The 23,966-nt window shown below is 63.0% G+C and carries 15 protein-coding genes, 1 tRNA gene and 1 pseudogene; 10 read left to right on the plus strand and 7 right to left on the minus strand.

Features of this window, described 5'->3' with window-relative positions; translation table 11 throughout:
• Positions 1 to 8 precede the first annotated feature (8 nt).
• Together HU764_RS26510 and HU764_RS26515 are read left to right on the plus strand one after the other, a co-directional pair.
• Complete coding sequence (locus tag HU764_RS26510; RefSeq protein WP_186703115.1) at positions 9 to 1,616, plus strand: hypothetical protein; 1,608 nt, start codon at positions 9 to 11, stop codon at positions 1,614 to 1,616.
• Complete coding sequence (locus HU764_RS26515) at positions 1,613 to 2,446, plus strand: hypothetical protein (protein ID WP_186703116.1); 834 nt, start codon at positions 1,613 to 1,615, stop codon at positions 2,444 to 2,446. The genes HU764_RS26510 and HU764_RS26515 overlap by 4 nt, the downstream gene beginning before the upstream one ends.
• 133 nt (positions 2,447 to 2,579) lie before the next feature.
• On the opposite strand, the gene HU764_RS26520 is transcribed toward HU764_RS26515, so the two are convergent.
• The 4 genes and pseudogenes from HU764_RS26520 to HU764_RS26535 form a co-directional block, all read right to left on the minus strand.
• A complete protein-coding gene (locus HU764_RS26520; RefSeq protein ID WP_186703117.1) occupies positions 2,580 to 4,310 on the minus strand; it encodes a dipeptidase in 1,731 nt (576 codons plus the stop codon).
• Between the two features lie 160 nt (positions 4,311 to 4,470).
• Positions 4,471 to 4,547 (minus strand) — tRNA-Arg (locus HU764_RS26525).
• 188 nt (positions 4,548 to 4,735) lie between these two features.
• Complete coding sequence (locus HU764_RS26530) at positions 4,736 to 5,599, minus strand: ABC transporter ATP-binding protein (protein ID WP_186703118.1); 864 nt, start codon at positions 5,597 to 5,599, stop codon at positions 4,736 to 4,738.
• Positions 5,596 to 7,098: pseudogene (locus HU764_RS26535) on the minus strand (ABC transporter permease); the annotation flags it as partial. The pseudogene HU764_RS26535 and the gene HU764_RS26530, both read right to left, overlap by 4 nt.
• Positions 7,099 to 7,494: 396 nt before the next feature.
• Between HU764_RS26535 and HU764_RS26540 the strand changes: the two are divergent.
• Positions 7,495 to 8,532: an ABC transporter substrate-binding protein gene (locus tag HU764_RS26540; RefSeq protein ID WP_186703119.1), complete on the plus strand. Its 1,038-nt coding sequence runs from the start codon at positions 7,495 to 7,497 to the stop codon at positions 8,530 to 8,532.
• A gap of 36 nt (positions 8,533 to 8,568) precedes the next feature.
• Positions 8,569 to 9,474: a TauD/TfdA dioxygenase family protein gene (locus HU764_RS26545; RefSeq protein ID WP_186681832.1), complete on the plus strand. Its 906-nt coding sequence runs from the start codon at positions 8,569 to 8,571 to the stop codon at positions 9,472 to 9,474.
• 130 nt (positions 9,475 to 9,604) lie between these two features.
• Here HU764_RS26545 and HU764_RS26550 read toward each other — a convergent pair whose 3' ends face one another.
• Positions 9,605 to 10,519: a LysR family transcriptional regulator gene (locus HU764_RS26550; protein ID WP_027595151.1), complete on the minus strand. Its 915-nt coding sequence runs from the start codon at positions 10,517 to 10,519 to the stop codon at positions 9,605 to 9,607.
• Positions 10,520 to 10,712: 193 nt separating this feature from the next.
• Between HU764_RS26550 and HU764_RS26555 the strand changes: the two genes are divergently transcribed.
• The 5 genes from HU764_RS26555 to HU764_RS26575 all read left to right on the plus strand — a co-directional run bounded on the left by HU764_RS26555 (position 10,713) and on the right by HU764_RS26575 (position 19,343).
• On the plus strand, positions 10,713 to 13,049 hold the full coding sequence (locus tag HU764_RS26555) for a TonB-dependent receptor (RefSeq protein ID WP_186703120.1): 2,337 nt from the start codon (positions 10,713 to 10,715) through the stop codon (positions 13,047 to 13,049).
• A gap of 17 nt (positions 13,050 to 13,066) precedes the next feature.
• Positions 13,067 to 14,743, plus strand: coding sequence for an aryl-sulfate sulfotransferase (locus HU764_RS26560; RefSeq protein ID WP_085273884.1), 1,677 nt, complete (start codon positions 13,067 to 13,069; stop codon positions 14,741 to 14,743).
• Between the two features lie 334 nt (positions 14,744 to 15,077).
• Positions 15,078 to 16,520: an NADP-dependent succinate-semialdehyde dehydrogenase gene (gene gabD / locus HU764_RS26565; RefSeq protein WP_027595154.1), complete on the plus strand. Its 1,443-nt coding sequence runs from the start codon at positions 15,078 to 15,080 to the stop codon at positions 16,518 to 16,520.
• Positions 16,521 to 16,702: 182 nt separating this feature from the next.
• The gene (gene gabT, locus HU764_RS26570) at positions 16,703 to 17,980 is read left to right on the plus strand and encodes a 4-aminobutyrate--2-oxoglutarate transaminase (RefSeq protein ID WP_027595155.1); all 1,278 of its coding nucleotides are present in this window, start codon (positions 16,703 to 16,705) and stop codon (positions 17,978 to 17,980) included.
• Between the two features lie 136 nt (positions 17,981 to 18,116).
• A complete protein-coding gene (locus HU764_RS26575; RefSeq protein WP_186703121.1) occupies positions 18,117 to 19,343 on the plus strand; it encodes a response regulator in 1,227 nt (408 codons plus the stop codon).
• Positions 19,344 to 19,500: 157 nt separating this feature from the next.
• On the opposite strand, the gene HU764_RS26580 is transcribed toward HU764_RS26575, so the two are convergent.
• Positions 19,501 to 20,490: a GGDEF domain-containing protein gene (locus HU764_RS26580; protein ID WP_186703122.1), complete on the minus strand. Its 990-nt coding sequence runs from the start codon at positions 20,488 to 20,490 to the stop codon at positions 19,501 to 19,503.
• 141 nt (positions 20,491 to 20,631) lie between these two features.
• A complete protein-coding gene (desA, locus tag HU764_RS26585; protein WP_085273883.1) occupies positions 20,632 to 21,816 on the minus strand; it encodes a delta-9 fatty acid desaturase DesA in 1,185 nt (394 codons plus the stop codon).
• 147 nt (positions 21,817 to 21,963) lie between these two features.
• On the opposite strand from desA, the gene dibA reads away from it, so the two are divergent.
• A complete protein-coding gene (dibA, locus tag HU764_RS26590; RefSeq protein ID WP_186681841.1) occupies positions 21,964 to 23,859 on the plus strand; it encodes a phosphodiesterase DibA in 1,896 nt (631 codons plus the stop codon).
• Positions 23,860 to 23,966 lie beyond the last annotated feature (107 nt).

Consider the following 23,966-nt stretch of genomic DNA (forward strand, 5'->3'; position numbering starts at 1 on the left):
CGTCCTGAATGGAAGACTTTTCGCTCGCGGCACTTAAATCACTGATTCTCGCCAATCAGTTGCTCTCTGCCGGCCTGCTTTCGTTGCTGATCACTGCGGTGATCGTGCGTAACTATTGGGAAGAGGTTTCCTACTTCCTGACCCGTGTCTGGCACAGCTTCCCCTTGATCGGTACGGTCGCGCGCCTGTCGCGCAAGCCGGCTTCGGTCGACGCTGAAGGCTGGATCAACCACGAAGTCACCCTGTCGAACGTGTACAACAAGAAGTTCAAGCTCTACGCCAAGGACGCGAACGCCTACAGTGCCTACCTGGACTACCTGTCCAAGGCCGGTGAGGCCGGGCGTTCTGCGCGGCCGTGGTGGGTGTTGGCGGTTGTCCTGTTGCTGGTGGTGATCGAGGCCATGGGGTTTGCCTATGTGGTCGCCGGCTGGGTGAACATGGACGCGTCGACGAATGACCGTCATTGGTTGACAGCATTCGTGGCGATTCTGCTGGCCGTTGCGTCGGCGTTTCTGGCCGAGGCTGCCGGGCACGCGGTGCACCACAACAGCCTGGTCGCCCGCGCCCGCCATTGGTGGCAGGGTGAAGAGCCTTCCAAGCGCTCGCGCTCGCTGAAAGCCAACAAAGCCATCAACCTGGAAGACTCCTTCAGCGACTCGGACAAGCCTGACTACGAGCAGTTGCTGGCCCGTGTGAAGGACGTGAACGCCAACGTCACGCGCAAGTTCTTCTGGTTGATCACCTGCGGTGCGTTCGTGGTGGCCATGGCCATTGGTGCCTTCCTCATCCGTTCGGCCACCCTGGACAGCATCGAGACCGAGATGGTCAACGGCATGCGTGCCGAAGCGTCCACGCAAAGCAGCACCGCGGGCTCGCCGTTCGACCTGCCAGCAGAATCCCAGGCCATCAACGATGAAGCGGATAACGCCACCATCGACGACAAGATGCAGGCGATCCGCAAGGCCAGCCTGACGACCTACGTGATGCTGTCGCTGATCTACGTGGCGATCCAAGGCATCAGCCTGTGGTTGGCCAGCCGCTACTTCTTCGCCGGTACGCACTCGCACACCGCCTGGCAGCGTACGCACAAGTACGCCACCTCCGAAGAAATGCTCGATGCGATGGACCAGAAGCGTTCGGCCATCGCCAGCCATGCCGATGACAAGCTGCGCCGCTTGCAGACCTTGTTGTCCAGCCGTGATCACACCGATGCCAATGTGCTGACGGCACTGGACGGGGAAAACACCGCCCGCCGCAATTTCTTGAGCTTCGTCGAACACAAGGCTGACAAGGTATCGGAGCAGCCAGAGAAGCCAGCGCGGCCGATTGAAACCGTTACACCAGCAACCGCGGCTGTAGCCGTCGCTGTCGCCGCGACGCCGGTCGAGCCCCAGCCTGCCGTAGCCCCTGTTGCCCCTGCTGCTGCAGTGGCCGAGCCGGTCGCTATCAAGGCCTCCGAGTTCCACGATGTGACTGGCCTGCCGGAAGAAAGCCTGGCCGCCGCCAGCCGTGCGCTGAATGTCAGCGAGGCGCAACTGCGCGACATCCGCGAGCAACAGCAAGCACTCAAGGCGCTTGGCCTGTTCCCGGCGAAGAAGGAGGGCATGCTGTCATGAGGCTTGCCAAGGCCCTGATCCTGGCGCTGGCGCTGCCGTGTGCAGCGCTGGCCGCGGAACGCAACGACCTGCAGAGCTGCTACACGCGCAATGGCCTGGCAGACATCAAGCCTGCAGGTTCCGGCCGCGAGCTGGTGGTGATCATCGATCAGACCATCCCGATGCCAGAAGACCTGCAGCGCAGCGCCTGGGGCCAGATCGACCGGTTCGTGCAGCCGGGCGATCGCGTCAGGCTCTATACCTTCTCGGCGTTCCTGCCGGGTGAATATCAGCGCCTGGTGTATGCCGGCGAGCTGGACACGCCGTTGCAGGGCGAGGTTCGCGACGATGTGAACATGCGCAAGCTGCGTGGCCTGGACCAGTGCCTGGCGACCCAGAAAAAGGCGTTTCAGACCGGTTTCGGCGGGCTGTTCGTGAAGGGCCTGCGCGGGGCGCGTCAGGACATCCCCAAGAGCGAAATCATGAACACCCTGCGCCGTGTCGGTGAAGACATGGGCAAAGAGCAGGGTATCCAGGAGCGGGTGGTGTACCTGATTTCGGACATGCTCGAGCATTCCGACTACACCAGCTTCTACGCGGCCAACCAGATCAAGCAACTGAACGTTGGCAACGAACTGAAGCTTGCGCAGAGCAAGGGGCTGTACGCCGACCTGCAAGGCGCCCGGGTGTATGTGTCTGGCGCTGGGCTGGTCACCGACGCGGTGAAGCATGCCTACCGCTCTGGCAAGACCATGGATGCGCTGAACGACTTCTGGGCGCAATACCTGAATGCCTCCAACGCAACGTTGGAAGGCTTTGGCACGCCTAGCCTGAGTACCGACCTTCGGTAACCCGGCCTTCCGGGTAATACGCACCCTTGTAGGAGCAGCCTTGTGCTGCGAAGAGGCCGGTGACAACACAGTAGATCTGCGCTGTTGTCACCGGCCTCTTCGCAGCACAAGGCTGCGCCTACAGGTGACTGCGCTACAGCTTCGGCATCTGCCCGATGCGCGCGACCATCTCGCTCACCACCTGCAGATCCAGCATGAACTGCTCCACGGTCTTGAACTCGTTGTCGTTGTGCCCGGTGTATTTCACGTCAGGCATGGCCAGGCCGAACTGCACGCCGTTGGGCAAGTCATGCACCGAGGTAGCCCCCGCCGAGGTGCCAAACTCGTGCTTCATGCCCAGGTTCTCGCTGGCCACGGCAAGCAGGGCCTTGACCCACTCGCCCTCCGGGTTGCGGTACATCGGCGCGTCGAGGCTGTAGTCGAAGGCCACCGGGACGTGGCTGGTGCTCTTCCATTTATCCAGCTTGGTCGCCAGGTCATCCTTGATCACGGCAATTTCCTTGCCCTTCGGGATACGCAGGTTGACCGCCAGTTTCAGCCCCTTGTCGTCCACGCCGACAAAGGTCGGAGAGGCGGTCAGGGGCCCCATGAACGCGTCTTCAAAGCCCACGCCGAGCTTTTTGCCCAGGTAGTCCAGGCCCCAGTTGTCGTTGGCATAACGGGCGGCGTCGGTGAACTGGTTGTGCTTGAGTGGCACCTGCTTGCCCAGGCCATCGATGAACACCAGCATGCGCGCCACCGGGTTGACCCCAGACTCTGGCTCCGAGGAGTGGGCCGAGACGCCTTTCACGGTGAGCTGCACGTCCTTGCCAACCACCTTGGCATCGATGCTGAAATCACCGCCGTTGCCCTTCACATACGCGGCACCGGCCTTGTTCAGGCTGGCTGCCAGCTCGGCAGGCTTGTCGCTGGCCAGGGTGGCGACCGACGTCGTCGGGATCTGGTTGGTGGCCAGGCCGCCGGTGAGGTGGGTGATTTCGGCGCCCTTGCCGGTGGCGGCGCGCTTGGCGAAGGTGGCCATGACCGTGCCGTAGCCTTTCTCGGCGATGACCACCGGGTAGCCGCCATCCAGCGCCAGGTTGTAGTCGGGCGTCGGGTTGCGCTCGAAGTAGTAAGGGATCGCGTCACCGCTGGTTTCTTCGGTGGTGTCCACCAGCAGTTTGAGTTGCCGGGCCAGCGGCAGCTTCTCGTCCTTGGCCACTTTCAGCGCATACAGCGCCACGACGATGCCGTTCTTGTCGTCTTCGGTGCCGCGGCCATACATGCGGTCACCCACCAGCGTGACCTTGAAAGGGTCGAGGCGAGTGCCATCGTCCAGCTTCCAGTTGTCCGGGTTGACCGGCACCACATCGGCGTGGGCATGGATGCCGACCACTTCTTTGCCTTCGCCCAGGGTGATCTCGTAGACCCGGTTGTCGATATTGCGGAACGTCAGGCCAAAGCCTTCGGCCAGGGCTTTGATCTTGTCCGCGATCTTCAGGAACTCGGGGTTCTCGTGCTGCGGTACGCCATCGACGCTGAAGGTGGGGATGGCCACCAGTTCGCGCAGGGTCTCGGTGGCGGCCTTGCCGTACTTGATGCGGGTATACAGGCCCAGCAGGCGGTTGATTTCGTTCTGCTGCTCGTCGGCCAGCGGCTTGTTGGCCAGGTACGCGCTCAGCGTCTCCCCGAGGTTGTCGGCCTTGGCCAGGTCGCTGCCGTTGAGCTTGCCGATGAACTGTTTGAAGTCCGCCAGTTCTGTGCCGTCGTAGGCCTTGATGATGGCCGCGGATTGTTGCTGGGAGAGGTTGGCCTGGGCCGGTACGCTGAACAGGCCGATGCTGGCCAGCAGCAATGAAGTAGCAGTGAGTTTTTTCAGGTACATGGGCGCGCGCATTCCTTCGCGAGTCATTGTTGGGGGTACCCGTTCGAAAAACGGGAAGGTGCCCACGCTAACACCAATGCTCTGCAGTACGGGAGTACCAGAAACGCGACATGTCGCACAAACGAAAAAGCCCCGGGAATAATCCCAGGGCTTTCGAAGATGGCGCACTCGGCGGGATTCGAACCCACGACCCCTGCCTTCGGAGGGCAGTACTCTATCCAGCTGAGCTACGAGTGCAACGCGCACGCATGATACCCATCTGTTTCGGTTGCGTCCATCGCCTTGATCTGTAGCTGTTTTTACCCGCGCTTTGGGCATAACGCCTGTAGGAGCAGCCTTGTGCTGCGAAGAGGCCAGTGGCAGCAACGCAGACGTGTGCTGTTATCGCCGGCCTCTTCGCAGCACAAGGCTGCTCCTACCGGCCATCAGAGTGCGATCAGCTCGGGCCGCAGCCCTTCTACCCGGCGAACCACGGGTGGCAGGTAACTGCCGGCACCGGTGATCTGGTGCAGCACCTTCTCGCGCAGCCCATGCAGCGCCACGCCTGTGCGCAGGCGCGGGTGTGGCAGGTCGATTTCGACCACCGACTTGATCCGCCCCGGGCGCGGTTCCAGCACGACCACCCGGTCGGCCAGGTAGGTGGCCTCTTCGGCGTCGTGGGTCACCAGCAGGGTGGTGATGCCGGCTCGTTCCCGAATGGCTAGCAGCTCATCCTGCAGTTGCTGGCGGGTCAGCGCATCGAGCGCGCCGAAGGGCTCGTCAAGCAACAGGATCCGTGGGCTGGCCACCAGCCCGCGGGCGATTGCCACGCGCTGGGCCATGCCGCCGGAAAGCTGGTGCGGGTAAGCCGACTCGAACCCGCTAAGGCCGACCAGCAGCACAAATTCATGCACGCGCCGGGCGCGCTCACCCTGGGTCAGCTGTTCGTTGACCAGCCCTAGGGCGATGTTCTGCTCCACCGTCAGCCAGGGGAACAGGCGGTGTTCCTGAAACACGATGCCGCGTTCGCCACCGATGCCACTGACCGCGCGCCCGTCGACGCGGATGCTGCCGCTGTAGTCGGTGTCGAGCCCCACCAGCAGGCGCAGCAGGGTGGATTTGCCACAGCCGGACGCACCGACGATGGCGATGAATTCGCCTTCGTTGATCGACAGGTTGAAATCGTGAATGGCCTCCAACGGTTGGCCATCGACGCGGAATACCTTACCGACCCCCTCGAAGCTGACCAATGGCGGGGTAACGTCGGGTTGATTGGCCGCAGGCAGGTGCGAGGTGTTGAAGGCGTTCATGCGGTTCTCCAGCGCGTGGCGCGCGATTCGAGGCGTTGTCCGAGGGTGCCGAGCAGGGCGCCGACCAGGCCGATCAGGACCATGGCGGCCATCACCTGGTCCATGCGGAACAGCTGTTGGGCGCCGATCATCAGGCTGGCGATGCCGCCGTCAGAAGGCATGAAGTATTCGGCGCCGATGGTGCCCAGCCAGGCATAGATCAGCGACAGGCGCAGGCCAGCGAAAATCGCCGGGGCAGCGCCGGGCAGCACCAACCGGCGCAAGCGTTGTCACAGGCTCAGGCGCAAGGTGCGGGCGGCCTCGCCCAGTTGAGGCGACAGCCCGGCGATACCGCGCTGGGTGGCGATCAGCAACGGGAAGAACGCCGCCAGGGCCACGAACACAGTCTTGGCGCCTTCGCCCAGGCCGAACCAGGCCGTAAGCAGTGGCACCCAGGCAAACAGCGCCACTTGGCGCACGGCCGTCAGGCTCGGGCCGAACACGCGCTCGGCGCGGTGCGAAAGCCCCAGCAGCAGGCCAACCAGCAAACCCGCGCCACCGCCCAGCACCAGGCCGGTCAAGGTGCGTTGCAGGCTCAGCAGCAACGCCTGTGGCAGCGTGCCGTCCGCCAGCCCGCTGAACAGGGTGTGCAGCACGCCCAGCGGTGACGTGAGGATGTTCTGGTCAACCCAGCCCACGGTGCTGGTGGCCTGCCACAGCGCCAGCAGTGCAATCGGCAGCAGTAGGCTTTGCCAACCTTTTGGGATCGGGCCGCGCTGCTGCTCGCCGGTTGCGGGTTGCGGCCAGAACAGCAGGCGTTTCTCCAGGCGCGAGAAGCCTTGCTCCATGAGCGCCCCAACCAGGCCGATCACCAGGATGCAGAGCAGCACCAGGTCGAGCATGAACAACTGCCGGCCCCACACCATCAGGTAGCCGATGCCCTCGCTGGAGGCCAGCAGCTCCACGGCCAGCAACGACGTCCAGCCGGTAGCCAGGGCCAGGCGTACGCCCGTGAGGAAGGCGGGCAGGGCGGCGGGCAACAGCAGCCGCAGGAACAACAGGTGACGTGGCAAACGCAACGCCGCTGCAGCTTCACGCAGCTTGGGTTGGGCATCGCGCACGCCGACCAGGGTGTGCAGGGTGACCGGCACCACCACGGCTTTGACCAGCACCACCAGCTTCAGCAACTCGCCGATGCCGAAAAACAGCATGAACAGCGGAATCCAGGCCAGGGTGGGAATTTGCGCCAGCGCGACGAAGGTGGGCAGCACCAGCGTCTGTGCCCGCCGCGACGACCCCAGCCAGGTGCCCAGCAGCAACCCGCTGACAATCCCGACCGCCAAGCCCCAGAACAGCCGCTGCACACTTATCCACAGGTGCCCCCAAAGCTCCCCGGAGCCAAACTCCAGCGCGCTCTCCCATACCCGCGAAGGTGCCGGCAGAATCTGCTCGCTCATCCAGTGTTGCCGGCTGGCGACCACCCACAACACCGCGATCAACAGCGGCAATACCCAAGAAAGGTACGCAGCCCTCTGGTAGGAGCGGCCTTGCGTCGCGAAAGGGCCGCGAAGCGGCCCCCGAAGCCACCCCCAACTCCTGTTCAGAATTCCATTCATCGGCATCTCTCGAACGAAGCGTTGTTATCTTATGCACTAATGGAATTAAAAATTCATAAGTGCGCATTTCAAGAGATAAGAGCATGCAACCCTTGCATGCGCAAACCCCTTACCGTTGCGTTTTCCTCATATTTTCCATGCGTTCCCCGCAAGCCCCCCGCAGGCCCGCATAACGCCTGATTTATGCCTTCTGGTTACTAAAAAATGAAGTTTTGATCTTTGGAGGTTCTAACCAGACCTGCCTAGCTTCTGGCCAAAGCGCCGGCCTTCGTCGGTGGCAGCCTGCCAAGGAGCCTTGCCATGAAAACCCCACTACGCCACCTGATCACCGCCCTTGGGCTGGTCTTCACCCTCAACGCCCACGCTGCCGAGTCAGCCAAGCCAGAGAGCATCCGCATCGCCGTGCCGGACTTGAGCGCTGGCAGCAAACACAGCGCCGGGGGCGTGGTCGATGTGCTGCGCGACCAGCAATTGCTGGAGAAAGAATTTGCCAAGGACGGCATCCGCATCGATTGGCACTTCTTCAAGGGCGCAGGGCCGGTGGTGAACGAGGCCCTGGCCAATGGAAAAGCCGACTTTGCCTACCTGGGGGACCTGGCTGCGATCGTCGGCAAGGCCAATGGCTTGGATACCCGCGTGCTGTCGGCCGGCGTGCGGGGGGTGAAAAGCTACCTGGGGGTGGTGCCGGGGTCCGGCATCAAGACCCTGCACGACCTCAAGGGCAAGCGTGTGGCGGTGTTCCGCGGCACTGCCAACCAGCTGTCGTTCGCCAGCGCGCTGGCCAGCCAGGGGCTGTCCGAGCGTGACCTGAAGGTGATCAACCTCGACTTCAACGCTGCCAACGCCGCAATCGCCGCCAAGCAGATCGATGCCACCTGGGGCCTGTCGAACCTGCTGTCGCTGCGTGAACGCGGGCTGGTCGAACTGCCCGTCAACTCCCGCGACCTGCAAGGCGCCGGCAGCACCCAAGCGGTCTTGCTGGGCACCGGCGAATTCATCCGCCAGCACCCAGACCTGGTGCAGCGCCTGGTCAATGCCCAGGAGCAGGCTACCGCGTGGCTGCGTGACGAACACAACCGCGACGCCTATGTCGACCTGGTGGCAAACAACGCCAGCTGGCCGCGCAGCATCCTCAGCGATGACTTGGCGAAGGAAAACCTCGCGCATTACTTCGACCCACGCCTGGACGCTGATTTTCTGGCCCAACTGCAGCAGGGCGTCGACCTGGCCGCCAAAGAGCGCCTGATCCGCCGTGGCTTCCAAGTTGCCGACTGGGTTGAACCACGCTTTCTCGACGCCGCACTGCAACAGCAACAGGCCGTTCAGGCCGCCCGCTAACCCTTTGAACCGACAATAACCGTAAGGACCACGACCATGAGCAATGCCGCCCTGGCCACCGCGCCACTCGCCCTTGAACTCGACATCCATCCGGTTGCCGGCCGTATCGGCGCCGAGATCCGCGGGTTGAAACTTTCTGCCGACCTGGATGCCGCCACGATCGATGCCATACAGGCGGCCTTGGTCGAGCACAAAGTGATCTTCTTCCGTGGCCAGACCCACCTGGACGACCAGAGCCAGGAAGGCTTCGCCAAGTTGCTGGGCGAGCCGGTCGCCCACCCCACCGTGCCGGTGGTCGATGGCACCAGCTACCTGCTGCAGCTTGATGGTGCCGAAGGCCAGCGGGCCAACTCCTGGCACACCGACGTGACTTTCGTCGATGCCTACCCCAAGGCCTCCATCCTGCGCAGCGTGGTGGCGCCGGCGTCTGGTGGGGATACCGTGTGGGCCAATACCGCAGCGGCGTACCAGGAGCTGCCCGAGCCACTGCGCGAGCTGGCCGACAAGTTGTGGGCGGTGCACAGCAACGAATACGACTACGCGTCCCTCAAGCCTGACGTCGACCCGGCCAAGCTGGAGCGTTATCGCCAGGTGTTCACCTCGACGGTGTACGAGACCGAGCATCCGGTCGTGCGCGTGCACCCGGTCAGCGGTGAGCGGGCGCTGCAGTTGGGGCACTTCGTGAAGCGCATCAAGGGTTATTCGCTGGCCGATTCGCAGCACCTGTTCGCCGTGCTGCAGGGGCATGTCACGCGTTTGGAAAACACCGTGCGCTGGCGCTGGCAAGCGGGGGATGTGGCGATCTGGGATAACCGCGCGACGCAGCATTACGCGGTGGATGACTATGGCACCCAGCCGCGTGTGGTTCGGCGGGTGACGTTGGCGGGTGAGGTGCCGGTGGGGGTGGATGGGCAACTGAGCCGCACAACCCGTAAAGGCTAAGTACTGCCCAGCCTGTGGGAGCAGCCTTGTGCTGCGAAGAGGCCGGTGTTGCCATGCTCATTACGTTTGGCATGCGCCGGCCTCTTCGCAGCACAAGGCTGCTCCTACACACAGCGGGCGATAGGGTTGTTCATAGGTCGGTATCACAGGCAATCAACTGCCTGACCAACCCCTGCGCCAACGGCGACAACCCATACCCCACCCGGCTCACCACCCCATAGCGGGTATAAAACGCTTCTTCGTGCTCCGGCGCCAAGTCCGAAAGCTTCAGCGCCACCAGCCCCCCGTCACGTTGATACGGCCGTAGGTTGGCATTGCAGGCAATGCCGATGGTGTCCGAATGCATCACCACATTCAGCAACGCATAGCCATGTTCGCATTCCACCGTGGGCAGAAAATCCTGCCGCCCGCTGAGGTCGCTGAGGACCTTGCGGATGTTCGGCGGGCGAAAGGTGGTGGCCAGTGGGTACTCGAACAGGTCCCGCGCCTGCACTGCTTGCCGCGTGGTCAGCGGGTGCCCAGCGCGGCAGCAGAAGTGCCAGCGCTGTGGGGCCAGCTTGTGCACGCGGTAATCCGGGTCTGACTCGAACTGGCGCGTGTCAGCGACGAAAAACTCGATCTCTTCGGCGATCAGCTTGCGGTTCAACGCCTGCCAGTTATCCACCTGAAAACACGTGCGCGCCGCTGGGTATTCGGCGACGAAGCGCGCCACTGCCCGCGGCACCAAGCCCCCCGCTGGCGCAGGGCCGGAGCCGAAGCGCACCACGCCGGTGGTGGCGCCGTTGAACTGGTGAATTTCATTGACCAGGTTGTGCGCCCCGTGCACCAGCCGCCGTGAATGCTCCAACACCAGCAAACCCTGGCGGGTGGGGGCCAGCTCTTTGCTGGCGCGGTCCACCAGGCGGCAGCCGATGTTGTGCTCGAGGGTCTGGATGCTGCGGCTGAAGGCCGATTGCGACAGGTTCACCGCAGCGGCTGCGGCCACGAAACTGCGGTGCTCGACCAGGGCAATGTAATGGCGCAGCTGACGGAGATCGATATGCATTTTCTACATTAAAACCTTCGGTCAAATGCAATTGCTGATAAGGGTGAGTCCCCTTATAAAGGCTGTTACTTATTCCACTAAATATGAATTACAAATATTTATATCACTTAAAAGAATATAAGCCCGACTGACCGCGATTCGGTTCCGCCAACGGAAATGCTCGCTCAGGGCCCATGCCTCAAGGAGCATCAGCATGTCCCGAGTTTCCCGTTGGCCTGCGCGCGCATCGCGGTTCACCCTGCAACCCTTGGCCGCTGGCGTGTTGCTGGCGGCATCCACTGGCAGCTTTGCCGAAGCGCCTATCAGCACCGCACCTGCCGTGGAGCAGGAGGCCAAGCTTGGCACCGTTACCGTCAACGCCCGCCGTCGCGAAGAAACCGCACAGAGCGTGCCCACGCCGATCAGCGTGCTGAACAGCGAAACCCTGGAAACCCAGCGCATCTACCGCGTGCAGGACCTGCAACAACTGGTGCCCAGCACCAACGTCGCCTATGTGCATGCCCGTCAATCGAGCATCTCGATCCGTGGCCTGGGCAACAACCCGGCCAGTGATGGCCTGGAAGGCAGCGTCGGCATCTACCTGGACAACGTCTACCTCGGTCGCCCCGGCATGGCCGTGTTCGACCTGCTAGATGTCGAGCAACTGGAGGTGCTGCGCGGCCCGCAAGGCACGCTGTTCGGCAAGAACACCACCGCCGGTGTGCTCAACATCACCACGCGCAAGCCGACCTTCCACCGCGAGGGCAGCGTTCAGCAGTCGATTGGCGAAGATGGCTACCTGCAGACCCAGGGCAGCTTCTCCGGGCCGATCAGCGACACCCTGGCCGGGCGCATCAGTGCCTACCGCACCGAAGACGATGGCTACGTGAAGAACATCCACAACGGTGACGACCTCAACGGCGGCAAGCGCCAGGGCTTTCGTACCCAATTGCTGTTCAAGCCCAGCGAAACCTTCAACCTGCGCTGGATCGGCGAGTACAACGAAGAAGATTCCAACAACGGCATCCTCAGCTTGTACAGCACCGGCCCGACCATCAACGGCGTCAACCGCTACGAGAGCCTGGCAGCGCAGGCCGGCGCGACGCTGGTGTCGGGCAAGGACCGCAAGGTCAATTTCGATGCCGATCAGCAGGTGACGGTGTTCCAGGGTGGCACTTCGGTCGAGGCCAACTGGACCTTGCCCAACGACTTCACCCTCACCTCGATCACCGCCTACCGTTGGTGGGACTTTACCCCGCGCAACGACGATGGCCTCAACGTGCCGGTGTTCTACAGCGCTGGTGTGTCGGTGCGCGACAAGCAGTATTCGCAGGAGATTCGCCTGGCTTCGCCGACCGGTGGCGCCTTCGACTACGTGCTGGGCGCGTACTACTTCAAGCAGGACCTGGACAATAAGTCCTTCACCTATTACGGCCCTCAGGCAGACATCTGGAACATCACCCCGGCGGGCGCCCTGAACAACGTCAACACCCTCGGTGATGGCCACATCGACACCGACAGCTATGCGCTGTTCGCCCAGGGCACCTGGCACCTTACCGACCGCCTGGACTTCACCGCCGGTGTGCGCGGCACTTACGAGGAGAAAAGCGCCTGGGTGACCCGTGATGCGCCCACGGGTGGCGCGGCGGTCACCGGCGCCGCAGCGGCGGCGCGCCAGGGCCGGGTGGGGGCCTACGACTCGGGGGATCTCAACCAGTACAGCTTCAGCCCCTCTGGCCTGCTGGGCCTGAGTTACCGCTTCAACGACCAGGTACTGGGTTACGCCACCCTGACCCATGGCGAGAAATCCGGGGGTATCAACCTTACCGTCGGCGCCGCGCCGCGCTTGGGCACGGACTCGCTGCTGGTCGGCACCGAGCGGGTCAACAACGCCGAAATAGGGGTCAAGAGCACGCTGCTGGATGATCGCCTGCAGCTCAACGCCAACCTGTTCTGGGCCGAAGTGCATGGCTACCAGGCCAACGTGTATGACGAGGCCAACCGCGTGCAGTACCTGGCCAACGCGGGGCGTGTGCGTTCGCGTGGCCTGGAGTTCGAGGCCACGGCATTGCCGGTGCGCGGCCTCACGGTCAACTTCAACGGCTCGTGGAACGACGTGCGCTACACCGAGTACGACGATGCGCCATGCCCGCCCGAAGTCAGCCTGGCCAATGCCACCGCCACCTGCGACCTGTCGGGCCATCAGGTGGTCGGCGCCTCCAAGTACATCGCCAACCTCAACGCCCAGTACAAGTGGCAGCTGGCCGAGCGCGTCGAGCCCTACGTCACCGCCAGCTACGCCTTCCGTTCCAAGGCGGTGGGCACCATCGACGACTCTGATTTCGGCCAGATCCCCAGCTATGCGCTGGTCAACCTCTCCACCGGCGTACGCCTGGACCAGGGCGACGGCGTGCTCGACCTGTCGCTGTGGGTGAAAAACGCCGGCGACAAAACCTACTTCACCAGCCTGTGGAACTCCGCCAACGGTGGCTATGCCGGGGTACTCGGCACCCCTCGCACCTTCGGCGCTACCGCCCGTTACGACTTCTGAGCACAAGGAGCTTTGCCATGAATGCTAAAACCGAAACCCCTGCATTGCCTGAAGGCGCCTGCCTCACAGCCAAGGTCCCCGGGCCTGATGAGGCGCTGTTGGGTGACGTGGTGGTCAACCCGTACCGCCTGGCACCGCTGACGGCCATCATCCGCGATGGCGGGCGTACGCTGAGTGCGGCCCATGTGCGCGTGCTGGGCCGCGGCGAGCGGGGCGTAGACATCGCCTACGAGGTGTCGGACCGCTCGCTGTGGACCTATGGCGGCATCCCGGTGTTCGGGTTGTACCCCGACTACGTCAACCAGGTTGAAGTGACCTACAAACTCGATGGCGAGCGCATCCGCGAGCGTTATCAGGTCTATGCGCCGGCAGTGCGCCTGCCGGTGGTGGCGAAGCAGACTGCGGCGTTGCCAGAGGTCGAACCCATCAAGGTAGCGCCCGGCTTCGAAAACCGTCTTTACCTGTTCAACCACCTGCAGGGGGATATCCCGGGCGGCCGCGCCTTCAAGTGGAATGCCCTAGGCGGTGCAGCCGAGTGGGACCAAGTGGGCAACAACTGGATCGCCGACAGTAATGGCGACGTGCGCTGGTACCTGGATATCGAGCAGATTCACGATTCCAACCGCCGGGACGGCCTGGGCGGCACCATGGGCTTCCAGCAGACCCGTGACGGCAAGCTGATCTGGGGCCAGGGCCAGACTTACTCCAAATACGACCTGCTTGGCCGGCGCATCTGGCAACGCAGCCTGCCGGACAAGTTTGCCGACTTCTCCCACGAAATCCGTGAGACCGCCAACGGCACTTACCTGTTGCGGGTCGGTACCAGCGACTATCGCCGGCCAGACGGCAAGCGCGTGCGCTCGATCCGTGACCACATCATCGAGGTGAGCGAAGCGGGTGATGTGTTGGACTTCTGGGACCTGAACCAGATCCTCGACCCGTACCGCGGCGACCTGCTGGAAACCCTTGGCAAGGCGGCGATCCAGTTGCCCGACGGCGTGCAAAAGCACGAAGACCGGCTGGCCAACGAACTGGCCGAAGGCGACCTGCCGTTCGGTGACACCCCAGGCGTTGGCACCGGGCGCAACTGGGCGCACGTCAATGCCATCGACTACGACGCAGATGACGACAGCATCATCGTTTCAGCACGCCATCAAGGCGTGGTGAAGATCGGCCGTGACAAAGCCGTGAAGTGGATTCTCGCCTCGCCGCAGGGGTGGCCGCAGCGCTTGCAGGACAAGGTGCTGACGCCGGTGCAGAGCGAAGGCTTCGATTGGTCCTGGACCCAGCACACCGCCTGGCTCACGGGCAAAGGCACGTTGACCGTGTTCGACAACGGCTGGGGGCGCGATTTTGCCCCAACCAAGCTGGCCGGTAACTACAGCCGCGCGGTGGAGTACAAGATCGACGAGGCCAAAGGCACGGTCGAGCAGGTGTGGGAGTACGGCAAAGCGCGCGGTGACGAATGGTACAGCCCGGTGACCTCGGTGGTGGCCTACCGGCCCGAGACCGATACCCAGTTCATCTATTCGGCCTCGGTGAATTTCCTCACCCCAGAGAAGCTGACTACCACCGTGCTCAATGAGGTGCGCCGCGGGACGCAGGAGGTGCTGGTGGAACTGAAGGTGCACAGCAGGCAGCCGGGCAGTGTCGGGTATCGGGCGCTGGTGATAGACCTGGGCAAGGCGTTCTGATCCATCCCGTCTGGGAGGGCCGTCGGTCCTCCCTTCACATTTCTTCCCGCTCGATCGTCTAACCTGTATCGGCCTCTTCGCGGGCAAGCCCGCTCCCACAGGATTCCACAATCTCCTAGGGATGTGCACTCTGTGGGAGCGGGCTTGCCCGCGAAGAGGCCGGCTGCGGTGTAAAAAATCATGAAATTTCCCCAGGCTGTTTAACCATTCGTTCTTTTTTTCGAACAGCCTATTGTCCTACACCCCAGCAGCCGCTTAGCATTCGTTTGAGATTTCAAACGCTCGATGCCCTGCTTTGGGCGCTTTTCAACAATCAACAATTCGGGAAGCCGACATGCAGCTCAAAGACGCTCAGTTGTTCCGCCAGCAAGCCTATATCAATGGTGAGTGGCTGGATGCGGACAATGGCCAGACCATCAAGGTGACCAACCCGGCCACCGGCGAAGTCATCGGTACCGTGCCTAAGATGGGCACCGCGGAAACCCGCCGCGCCATCGAAGCCGCCGACAAGGCCCTGCCGGCCTGGCGCGCCCTGACCGCCAAAGAGCGTTCGGCCAAGCTGCGTCGCTGGTTCGAACTGATGATCGAGAACCAGGACGACCTGGCTCGCCTGATGACCACCGAGCAAGGCAAGCCACTGGCCGAAGCCAAAGGCGAAATCGCCTACGCCGCCTCGTTCATCGAGTGGTTCGCCGAAGAAGCCAAGCGCGTCTACGGTGACACCATCCCAGGCCACCAGCCTGACAAGCGCCTGATCGTCATCAAGCAGCCAATCGGCGTTACCGCGGCCATCACCCCGTGGAACTTCCCGGCGGCCATGATCACCCGTAAAGCCGGCCCGGCCCTGGCCGCTGGCTGCACCATGGTGCTCAAGCCTGCTTCGCAGACCCCGTACTCCGCTCTGGCCCTGGTCGAGCTGGCTCACCGTGCCGGCATCCCGGCTGGTGTGCTGAGCGTCGTCACCGGCAGCGCTGGCGAAGTCGGCGGCGAGCTGACTGGCAACTCCCTGGTTCGCAAACTGTCCTTCACCGGCTCGACCGAAATCGGTCGCCAGCTGATGCAAGAATGCGCCAAGGACATCAAGAAGGTTTCCCTGGAGCTGGGCGGCAACGCGCCGTTCATCGTGTTCGACGACGCTGACCTGGACAAGGCAGTCGAAGGCGCGATCATCTCCAAGTACCGCAACAACGGCCAGACCTGCGTCTGCGCCAACCGTATCTACGTGCAGGACGGCGTCTACGACGCGTTCGCCGAGAAGCTGGCTGCTGCAGTGGCCAAGCTGAAGATCGGTAACGGTCTGGAAGACGGCACCACCACTGGCCCGCTGATCGACGGCAAGGCTGTCGCCAAGGTTCAGGAACACATCGAAGACGCGGTCGCCAAAGGCGCTAAGGTGCTGGCCGGTGGCAAGCTGATCGAAGGCAACTTCTTCGAGCCGACCATTCTGGTCAACGTGCCGAAGACCGCTGCTGTCGCCAAGGAAGAGACCTTCGGCCCACTGGCGCCGCTGTTCCGCTTCCAGGACGAAGCCGAAGTCATCGCCATGTCCAACGACACCGAGTTCGGCCTGGCTTCGTACTTCTATGCCCGTGACATGAGCCGTGTGTTCCGTGTTGCCGAAGCGCTGGAATACGGCATGGTTGGCATCAACACCGGCCTGATTTCCAACGAAGTCGCACCGTTTGGCGGTATCAAGGCTTCGGGCCTGGGCCGCGAAGGTTCCAAATACGGTATCGAGGACTACCTCGAAATCAAATACCTGTGCATCAGCGTCTGATCACCGGTTAAAAGGCTTTACCTCTGCCAGCGGGGCGCGAGAGCGACGTCTCGCTGGCCTTTTTTACATGCAGTACCTGGTGGCCAGGGCGTTCACGGCAGTCGATCAACGAATACTGTGCGCGAGCACTCCCAGCCACCCCCGAATAAAAGCGCCATTCTGATCGGCGCAATGAGGGCATTATGAGCAAGACCAACGAATCCTTGATGCAACGCCGTGTAGCCGCCGTCCCACGTGGCGTCGGCCAAATCCACCCGATCTTCGTAGACACCGCGAAGAACTCGACGGTGATCGACGTTGAAGGCCGCGAACTGATCGACTTCGCGGGCGGCATCGCAGTACTGAACACCGGCCACCTGCACCCGAAAGTGGTCGCAGCCGTTCAAGAGCAGCTGACCAAAGTCAGCCACACCTGCTTCCAGGTGCTGGCCTACGAACCCTACGTAGAGCTGTGCGAAAAGATCAACAAGCTGGTCCCAGGCGACTTCGACAAGAAGACCCTGCTGGTCACCACCGGCTCCGAAGCCGTTGAAAACGCCGTCAAGATTGCCCGTGCCGCCACTGGCCGCGCTGGCGTGATCGCCTTCACCGGCGCCTACCACGGCCGTACCATGATGACCCTGGGCCTGACCGGCAAGGTCGTGCCGTACTCCGCTGGCATGGGCCTGATGCCAGGCGGCATCTTCCGCGCACTGTTCCCGAACGAACTGCACGGTGTGAGCGTCGACGACGCCATCGCCTCGGTCGAGCGCATCTTCAAGAACGATGCCGAGCCTAAGGACATCGCCGCGATCATCCTCGAGCCCGTACAAGGCGAAGGCGGCTTCCTGCCAGCGCCGAAAGAGCTGATGCAGCGCCTGCGCGCCCTGTGCGACCAGCACGGCATCCTGCTGATCGCCGACGAAGTACAGACTGGCGCTGGCCGTACTGGCACCTTCTTCGCCATGGAACAGATGGGCGTTGCGCCTGACCTGACCACCTTCGCCAAATCCATCGCTGGCGGCTTCCCGCTGGCCGGTGTGTGCGGCAAGGCCGAGTACATGGACGCCATCGCACCAGGCGGCCTGGGTGGCACCTACGCCGGTTCGCCGATCGCTTGCGCCGCGGCCCTGGCCGTGATCGAAGTGTTCGAAGAAGAAAAACTGCTGGACCGCAGCAAGGCTGTTGGTGAGCACCTGGTGACTGGCCTGCGCAAGATCCAGGAAAAGAACCCAATCATCGGTGACATCCGTGGTCTGGGCTCGATGATTGCCGTCGAAGTCTTCGAGAAAGGCACTCACACCCCGAATGCTGCTGCCGTTGGCCAAGTGGTTGCCAAGGCACGTGACAAGGGTCTGATCCTGCTGTCCTGCGGCACCTACGGCAACGTCCTGCGTATTCTGGTCCCGCTGACCGCCGAAGACGCACTGCTGGACAAAGGCCTGGCGATCATCGAAGAGTGCTTCGCCGAACTCGCCTAATGTGACACGCTTCAGAAAAAACCCGCCTCGGCGGGTTTTTTTTGTGCCCAGAAAACGTGATGGACGCTATCGTTGACGCAGGACTTGCCTTGGAAGCTGCGACGGATTGCGTGTCAGGGATATTCAGGAGTTGGCCATGAGCGCTGTAGACCCCACCCCACCTTGCGTACTGATTGTCGAGGGCGACCCGTGGGTGCGTGACATGCTCAAGGATATGCTGCTCAGCGTGCGTTGCGACGCCCGTCTGCAGGTCTGCGCCGACGGCTCGCAGGCGCTGAGCGCGCTGTCGAGCAAGCCCGACCTGATCATCGCTGCGCGTGAGCTGGCCGGCGTCGATGGCCTCGACCTGCTGCGCAAGGTTCGCGCTAAGGGCCCGGGGTTGCCGTTCATTCTCATGAGCAACCGCAGCGACAGTGCCAGCGTGCGCGAAGCGTTGCCCCTGCACCCCACCGCTTACCTGAGTAAGCCACTGAACCTGGACAACCTGCGCAAGCGCCTGGAAGAACTCCTGCTGGCCGTTGGCGAAGAAATCGCCTGCCCGGTGCCACCTTTGCAGCCGGGTGCCAGCCTGGCCGGTTACCTCGAGCAGCGCCGCGCAACGGCCGATGGCGGGCCGCTGCTGGCCGATGTGCAGGTGGCGATCAAGCGCGCGCTGAACCCTCAGGGCCTGAATCTCAAGGTGCTTGAAGAGGAAGTGCGCAACGACCCGCAGGTTACCGCAGTGCTCATCGCCGCCGCCAACAGCGCCGCCCTGCACCGCGACGCGCCCGTGCAAACGTTGCTGCAGGCGTTGAACAAGCTTGGCAGCACCCAGAGCATGAACCTCATCCTGGGCATGACCCTCAAACGCAGCGCACGGCTGAGCGATCCCTTGCTGGCGCAGCACGCGGCGCACTTCTGGAACCTCTCGCTACACTGCGCTGAGTACGGCCGCAGCCTCGCGCGTATGTTGGAGCTGGATGAAGGGCGTTGTTACTGCGCCGGGCTGTTGCATTGCCTGGGCGACCTGGCAGTGCTGCGCTGCCTGCAAGAGTGGCGCCTGGCCGGTGGTGAGTTGGACGAGGGCACGGTCCGCAAGTCGCTCGATGAATACGGCGCGGCATTCGGTTCGGCGCTGCGCACGCGCTGGCGCTTGCCACTGGCACTGCGTGAACTGATCGCGGCCATCTACCAACTGGGCGGTGGCGTGTATTCGCGGGAGATCCTCGCGATGAACCTGGCCGGGCAATTGTCACGGCTGCCGGCTGAGCATGGGTTGGAGCAGGTTGCCAGTAACAAGACTGCGCGGCTGCTCAAGCTCGGCTTGGCGGAGCTGGGCCGGTTGCGCAAAGTGGAGAAGCCGCAGGACGAAGCCTCCATCTGACATCACGTGCGATTCTTGTAGGAGCGGCCTTGCGTCGCGAAAGGGCTGCGAAGCAGCCCCGGCAATATCGGCGGCGAAGCTGAAAGCCTGGGGCCGCTACGCGCCCCTTTCGCGACGCAAGGCCGCTCCTACAAATCGTGCATGGCCTGTGTTGAGTTCAGCCCCGCACAATCTGATTCTTCCCCTGCCGCTTGGCCCGATACATCGCCGCATCGGCGCGGGCGAACAGGCTGTCCAGCGACTCATCCTCATCCGTCAACGCCGTCAGCCCCTGGCTCACGGTCACCCCGTAGATGTGCTCGTCGTGGCTGAAGCTCAGCCGTTGGATCTCTCGCTGCAAACGCTCGGCGATCTGCTCGGCCACTTGTGCATTACAGCCTGGGAACACGGCCGCAAACTCCTCGCCACCAATACGTCCAAACTGGTCCCCTCGGCGTAGCACGGCTTTACCGCTGTCGGCGATGCGCTGCAGCACCTGGTCGCCTTCCTGGTGCCCGTAGCTGTCATTGATCTGCTTGAAATCGTCGATGTCCAGCAGCAGGAAGGCCAGTGGCGTGCCGTCCTCGCGGGCGCTGTCGAAGGCCTGCTGGGCACATTCGAAGAAGTGCCGGCGGTTGCTGCTCTGGGTCAGCACGTCGGTGGTGGCCAGGCGATGCAGTTCGCCTTCGAGTTGCTTCTTTTCGGTGATGTCTTCGGCGATACCGACAACGATGACCCGCTGTTCGCCCTCGCGGTGCTGGTTGATGTAGCACTTGTCACTCAGCCAGCGCACCTGGCCTTCGGCATTGAGTATGCGGTATTCGCGGTCTTCCACCGAGCCTTTGAGCAGTACTTGGGCCAGGCTGCGCTCGGCGTACTCCAGGTCGTCGGGGTAGATGCTGTCGCGCCACTCGTTGTAGTCGGCCAGCACCAGGCTGATCGGGCGGCCAAAGATACGTTCGTACGCTGGGCTGACGTAGAGCACCTGGCGGGCTTCCCAGTCAAAGGCCCAGAGCACGGCATTGACGCTGTCCAGCAATGAACTGAAGAGTTGTTCGCGTTCACTCAGGCGGGCGACTTCCCCTTGGGCGTGCAGCAGGGCCAGCAAGGTCTTGGCGGCTTCTGGAGGTGTGGGGCCGGGCAGGGAAGTAGGAATGTTCTTGGCCATGTGCACGAGCGAGTCTCGACAAGTGAGCGTGCGGGCAGCATCAGGCCCGCCACGCGGGCGATGTGCCGAGTTGGAGTGGTGGGCAGGGGGGGAAGTTCCAGGCGGCACGCCCTGCCAGCAGGGCGTGCCGATCAACGGCGGTCAGGCGCCGGTTGGGCGCAGGGAGTAGGTTTTCAGTTGTGCGGCGAAGTCGTGCAGGGCATGGATGCCGCTGGCTTCGGCCTCGTGCACCCAGTCCTTCATGGCCGCGAGCATGTCGTGGCCATTGGCGCTGGTGCGTGCCCAGATTTGCTGCAGGGCCAGGCGTTTTTCGTAAATGACCTTGAGGGCCTGGCTATGCGCGAGCAGCGTCTCGATGCGCACGTGGTGGCGGTCTTCCAACAGGCTGGTCTCCCGCGACAGCAGGCGCTTGGCGCGGCGGAAACGGTGGCGCATCGACGCGTCGACCTTGGCCAACTCTTGCTGCACCAGCGGGCCGATCACCAGCTTGCGGTACTGGGCCATGATCTGGAAGCGGTTGTTAAGGATCGCCATGGCAGTGTCCATGTCCAGGTTGGCCTTGCCTTCGACCCTGTGGGCGATCGGCGCCACACGCTGCACCTTGGCCAGGCGCAGGAAGCAGAACAGGCGTATCCAGGCCCAGCCCATGTCGAATTCCCAGCGTTTTACCGACAGCTTGGCCGAGTTGGGGTAGGTGTGGTGGTTGTTGTGCAGCTCTTCGCCACCGATGACGATGCCCCACGGCACCAGGTTGGTGGCGGCGTCCCGGCATTCGAAATTGCGGTAGCCGACGGCATGGCCCAGGCCATTGACCACGCCAGCGGCCCAGAACGGAATCCACATCATCTGCACCGCCCAGATGGTGATGCCAATAGTGCCGAACAGCAGCAAGTCGATCACCGCCAGCAGGGCAATGCCGCCCAGCTTGTACCGCGAGTAGAGGTTGCGCTCGATCCAGTCGTCCGGGCAGTTCTTGCCATAGATGCGCAGGGTTTCGGGGTTGCGTGCCTCTTCGCGGTAGAGCTCGGCGCCTTTGCGCAGGACCGTGCTCAAACCCTTGTGCACCGGGCTGTGCGGGTCGTCCGGGGTTTCGCACTTGGCGTGGTGCTTGCGGTGGACGGCGGTCCACTCGCGGGTGTTCTGCGCCGTGGTCAGCCACAGCCAGAAACGGAAGAAGTGCTTGAGCGCGCCGTTGAGCTCCAAAGCCCGGTGCGCGGAGTAGCGATGCAGGTAAACCGTGACGCTGACGATGGTCACATGGGTCATCAACAAAGTGATGCCGACCAGTTGCCAGGCCGACAAGTCGAGCAGGCCGTTGTACCACATAGGTGTTAAAACCCTCGAGAACACAGGGGAAGGGTCTGATTATCCCTTGGCAGGGAAATAAAACCAGTCACCCTTTCAGATAGGACGTCACGACATGTTTCACCCTTTATAATGCGCGCTCTTCGTTCATGGGCTATTCCACCCGACATGTCTGTTTCCGTTCGCGACGCCTTGCGCATGGCTGCGCTCTATGTGGTGCTGTCGATCCTCTGGCTGGTGCTGGCGGAGATGCTCCTGCATGGTATGACTGACGACCCGCTGGCACTGACGGTGGGGCGGCAGATCAATGTGGTGATTTGGGTCTTGTTCAGCGCGGTGCTGATTTTCGTGTCGCGGGCACGGCTGCTCAATTTCATCGGCATTGGCGCGCGCCTGCGCTGCGAAGACCGCGAGCGGCTGCGCATGGCGGCGGCGGTGTTCGACAGTACCCTCGAAGGGGTGCTGGTGACTGACCGCCAAGGCCTGATCGTGCACGTCAACCGCGCCTTCATGCGTATCACCGGCTACCAGCAGGACGAGGTCATTGGCCAGCGCCCGAACAAATTCAAGTCGGGCCGCCATGGCGCGTCGTTCTATCAGCAGATCTTTGCCACCCTGGCCAAAAAGGGCGAATGGAGCGGCGAGATCTGGAACCGCCGCAAAAGCGGCGAGATCTACCCGCAATGGCAGACGATCTGCGCCATACGCGATGACGCTGGCGAGCTGAGCCATTACGTGGCGGTTTTCAGCGACATCAGTGCGATCAAGCATACCGAGCAGGAACTGGCCTACCTGGCCCATCACGACCCGCTGACCGGCCTGCCCAACCGCCTGCTGTTCACCGACCGCGTCGAGCAGGCGCTGGTGACGGCGCAAGCCAACAAACGCGGTTGCGGTTTGCTGCTGCTCGACCTGGACCATTTCCAGAGCATCAACGACGGCCTTGGCCACACCATCGGCGATCAGTTGCTCAAGCTGGTGGGCGAGCGCCTGGGCGAGGTGGTGGGCAATGGGGTGACCCTGGCGCGGCTGGGGGGGGACGAGTTCGGTGTACTGGCCGAGAACTGCCAGCAAGTCGGCCAGGCGGGCAAGCTGGCGCAACGCATCATCGAGCGTATGCGCGAGCCGTTCGTGTTTGATGGCCATCGCCTGTTCATCAGTGTCAGCGTCGGCATCAGCCTGTTCCCCAGCGATGCGCTGGGTACCGAGCAGCTGCTGCGCAATGCCGACGCGGCACTGTTCAAGGCCAAGAGCAGCGGGCGCGCCTGTTATGCGCTGTACACCGAAGAGCTGACCGCGCACGCCCAGCACCGGGTAGAAACCGCGGGCGAGCTGCGCCGTGCCTTGGAGCAGGATGAACTGCGGGTGTACTTCCAGCCGGTGCATGACCTGGCCACGGCCGAGCGGGTAGGGGTCGAGGCCCTGGTGCGCTGGGCGCACCCCCAGCGCGGCCTGGTGCCGCCGAGCGAGTTCATACCGATCGCCGAGCGCACCGGGTTGATTGCCGAAATCGACACTTGGGTGCTGCGTCAGGCTTGCCTGCAGATGGTGCAGTGGCAGCGCGAAGGCCGGCAGCTGGCGTTCGTCGCGGTGAATATCTCAAGCCGTCTGTTTGGCCAGCACGCGTTGTATCGGCAGGTGGCCGAAGTGCTGCACGAAACCGGCCTGGCCCCGGCGATGTTGGAGCTGGAAGTCACCGAGAGTGCGGTGATGGAAGACCCCGAAGTGGCGCTGGAGCAGCTGCATCGCCTGCGTGAACTGGGTGTGACGCTGGCGATCGACGACTTTGGCACGGGGTATTCGTCGTTGCTGCGGCTCAAGCGTTTGCCGGTGCAGAAGCTGAAGATCGATCAGGGCTTTGTCGCGGGCCTGCCTCATGACGATGACGACATCGCGATCGTGCGGGTGATCATTGCCCTGGCCCGCAGCATGGGCATGCAAGTGCATGCCGAGGGCATCGAGCAGCAAGAGCAGGCCAGCTTCCTGCTGCAGGAGCAGTGCCAGCTGGGCCAGGGTTACTGGTTCGGCCGGCCGGTGCCGGCTCAAGACCTAGATTGGGCGTGATGGGGGCGCCTGTGAGATCCTGGGGCTGCTTCGCATCCCATTCGCGACGCTAGGCCGCTCCTACAAGAACCGCGCCGCCTATTGAAGCAGCCTTGCCGGGGCGCCGC

Origin of the sequence: Pseudomonas kermanshahensis, assembly GCF_014269205.2 — a bacterium.
In the GTDB taxonomy this organism is placed as follows: domain Bacteria; phylum Pseudomonadota; class Gammaproteobacteria; order Pseudomonadales; family Pseudomonadaceae; genus Aquipseudomonas; species Aquipseudomonas kermanshahensis.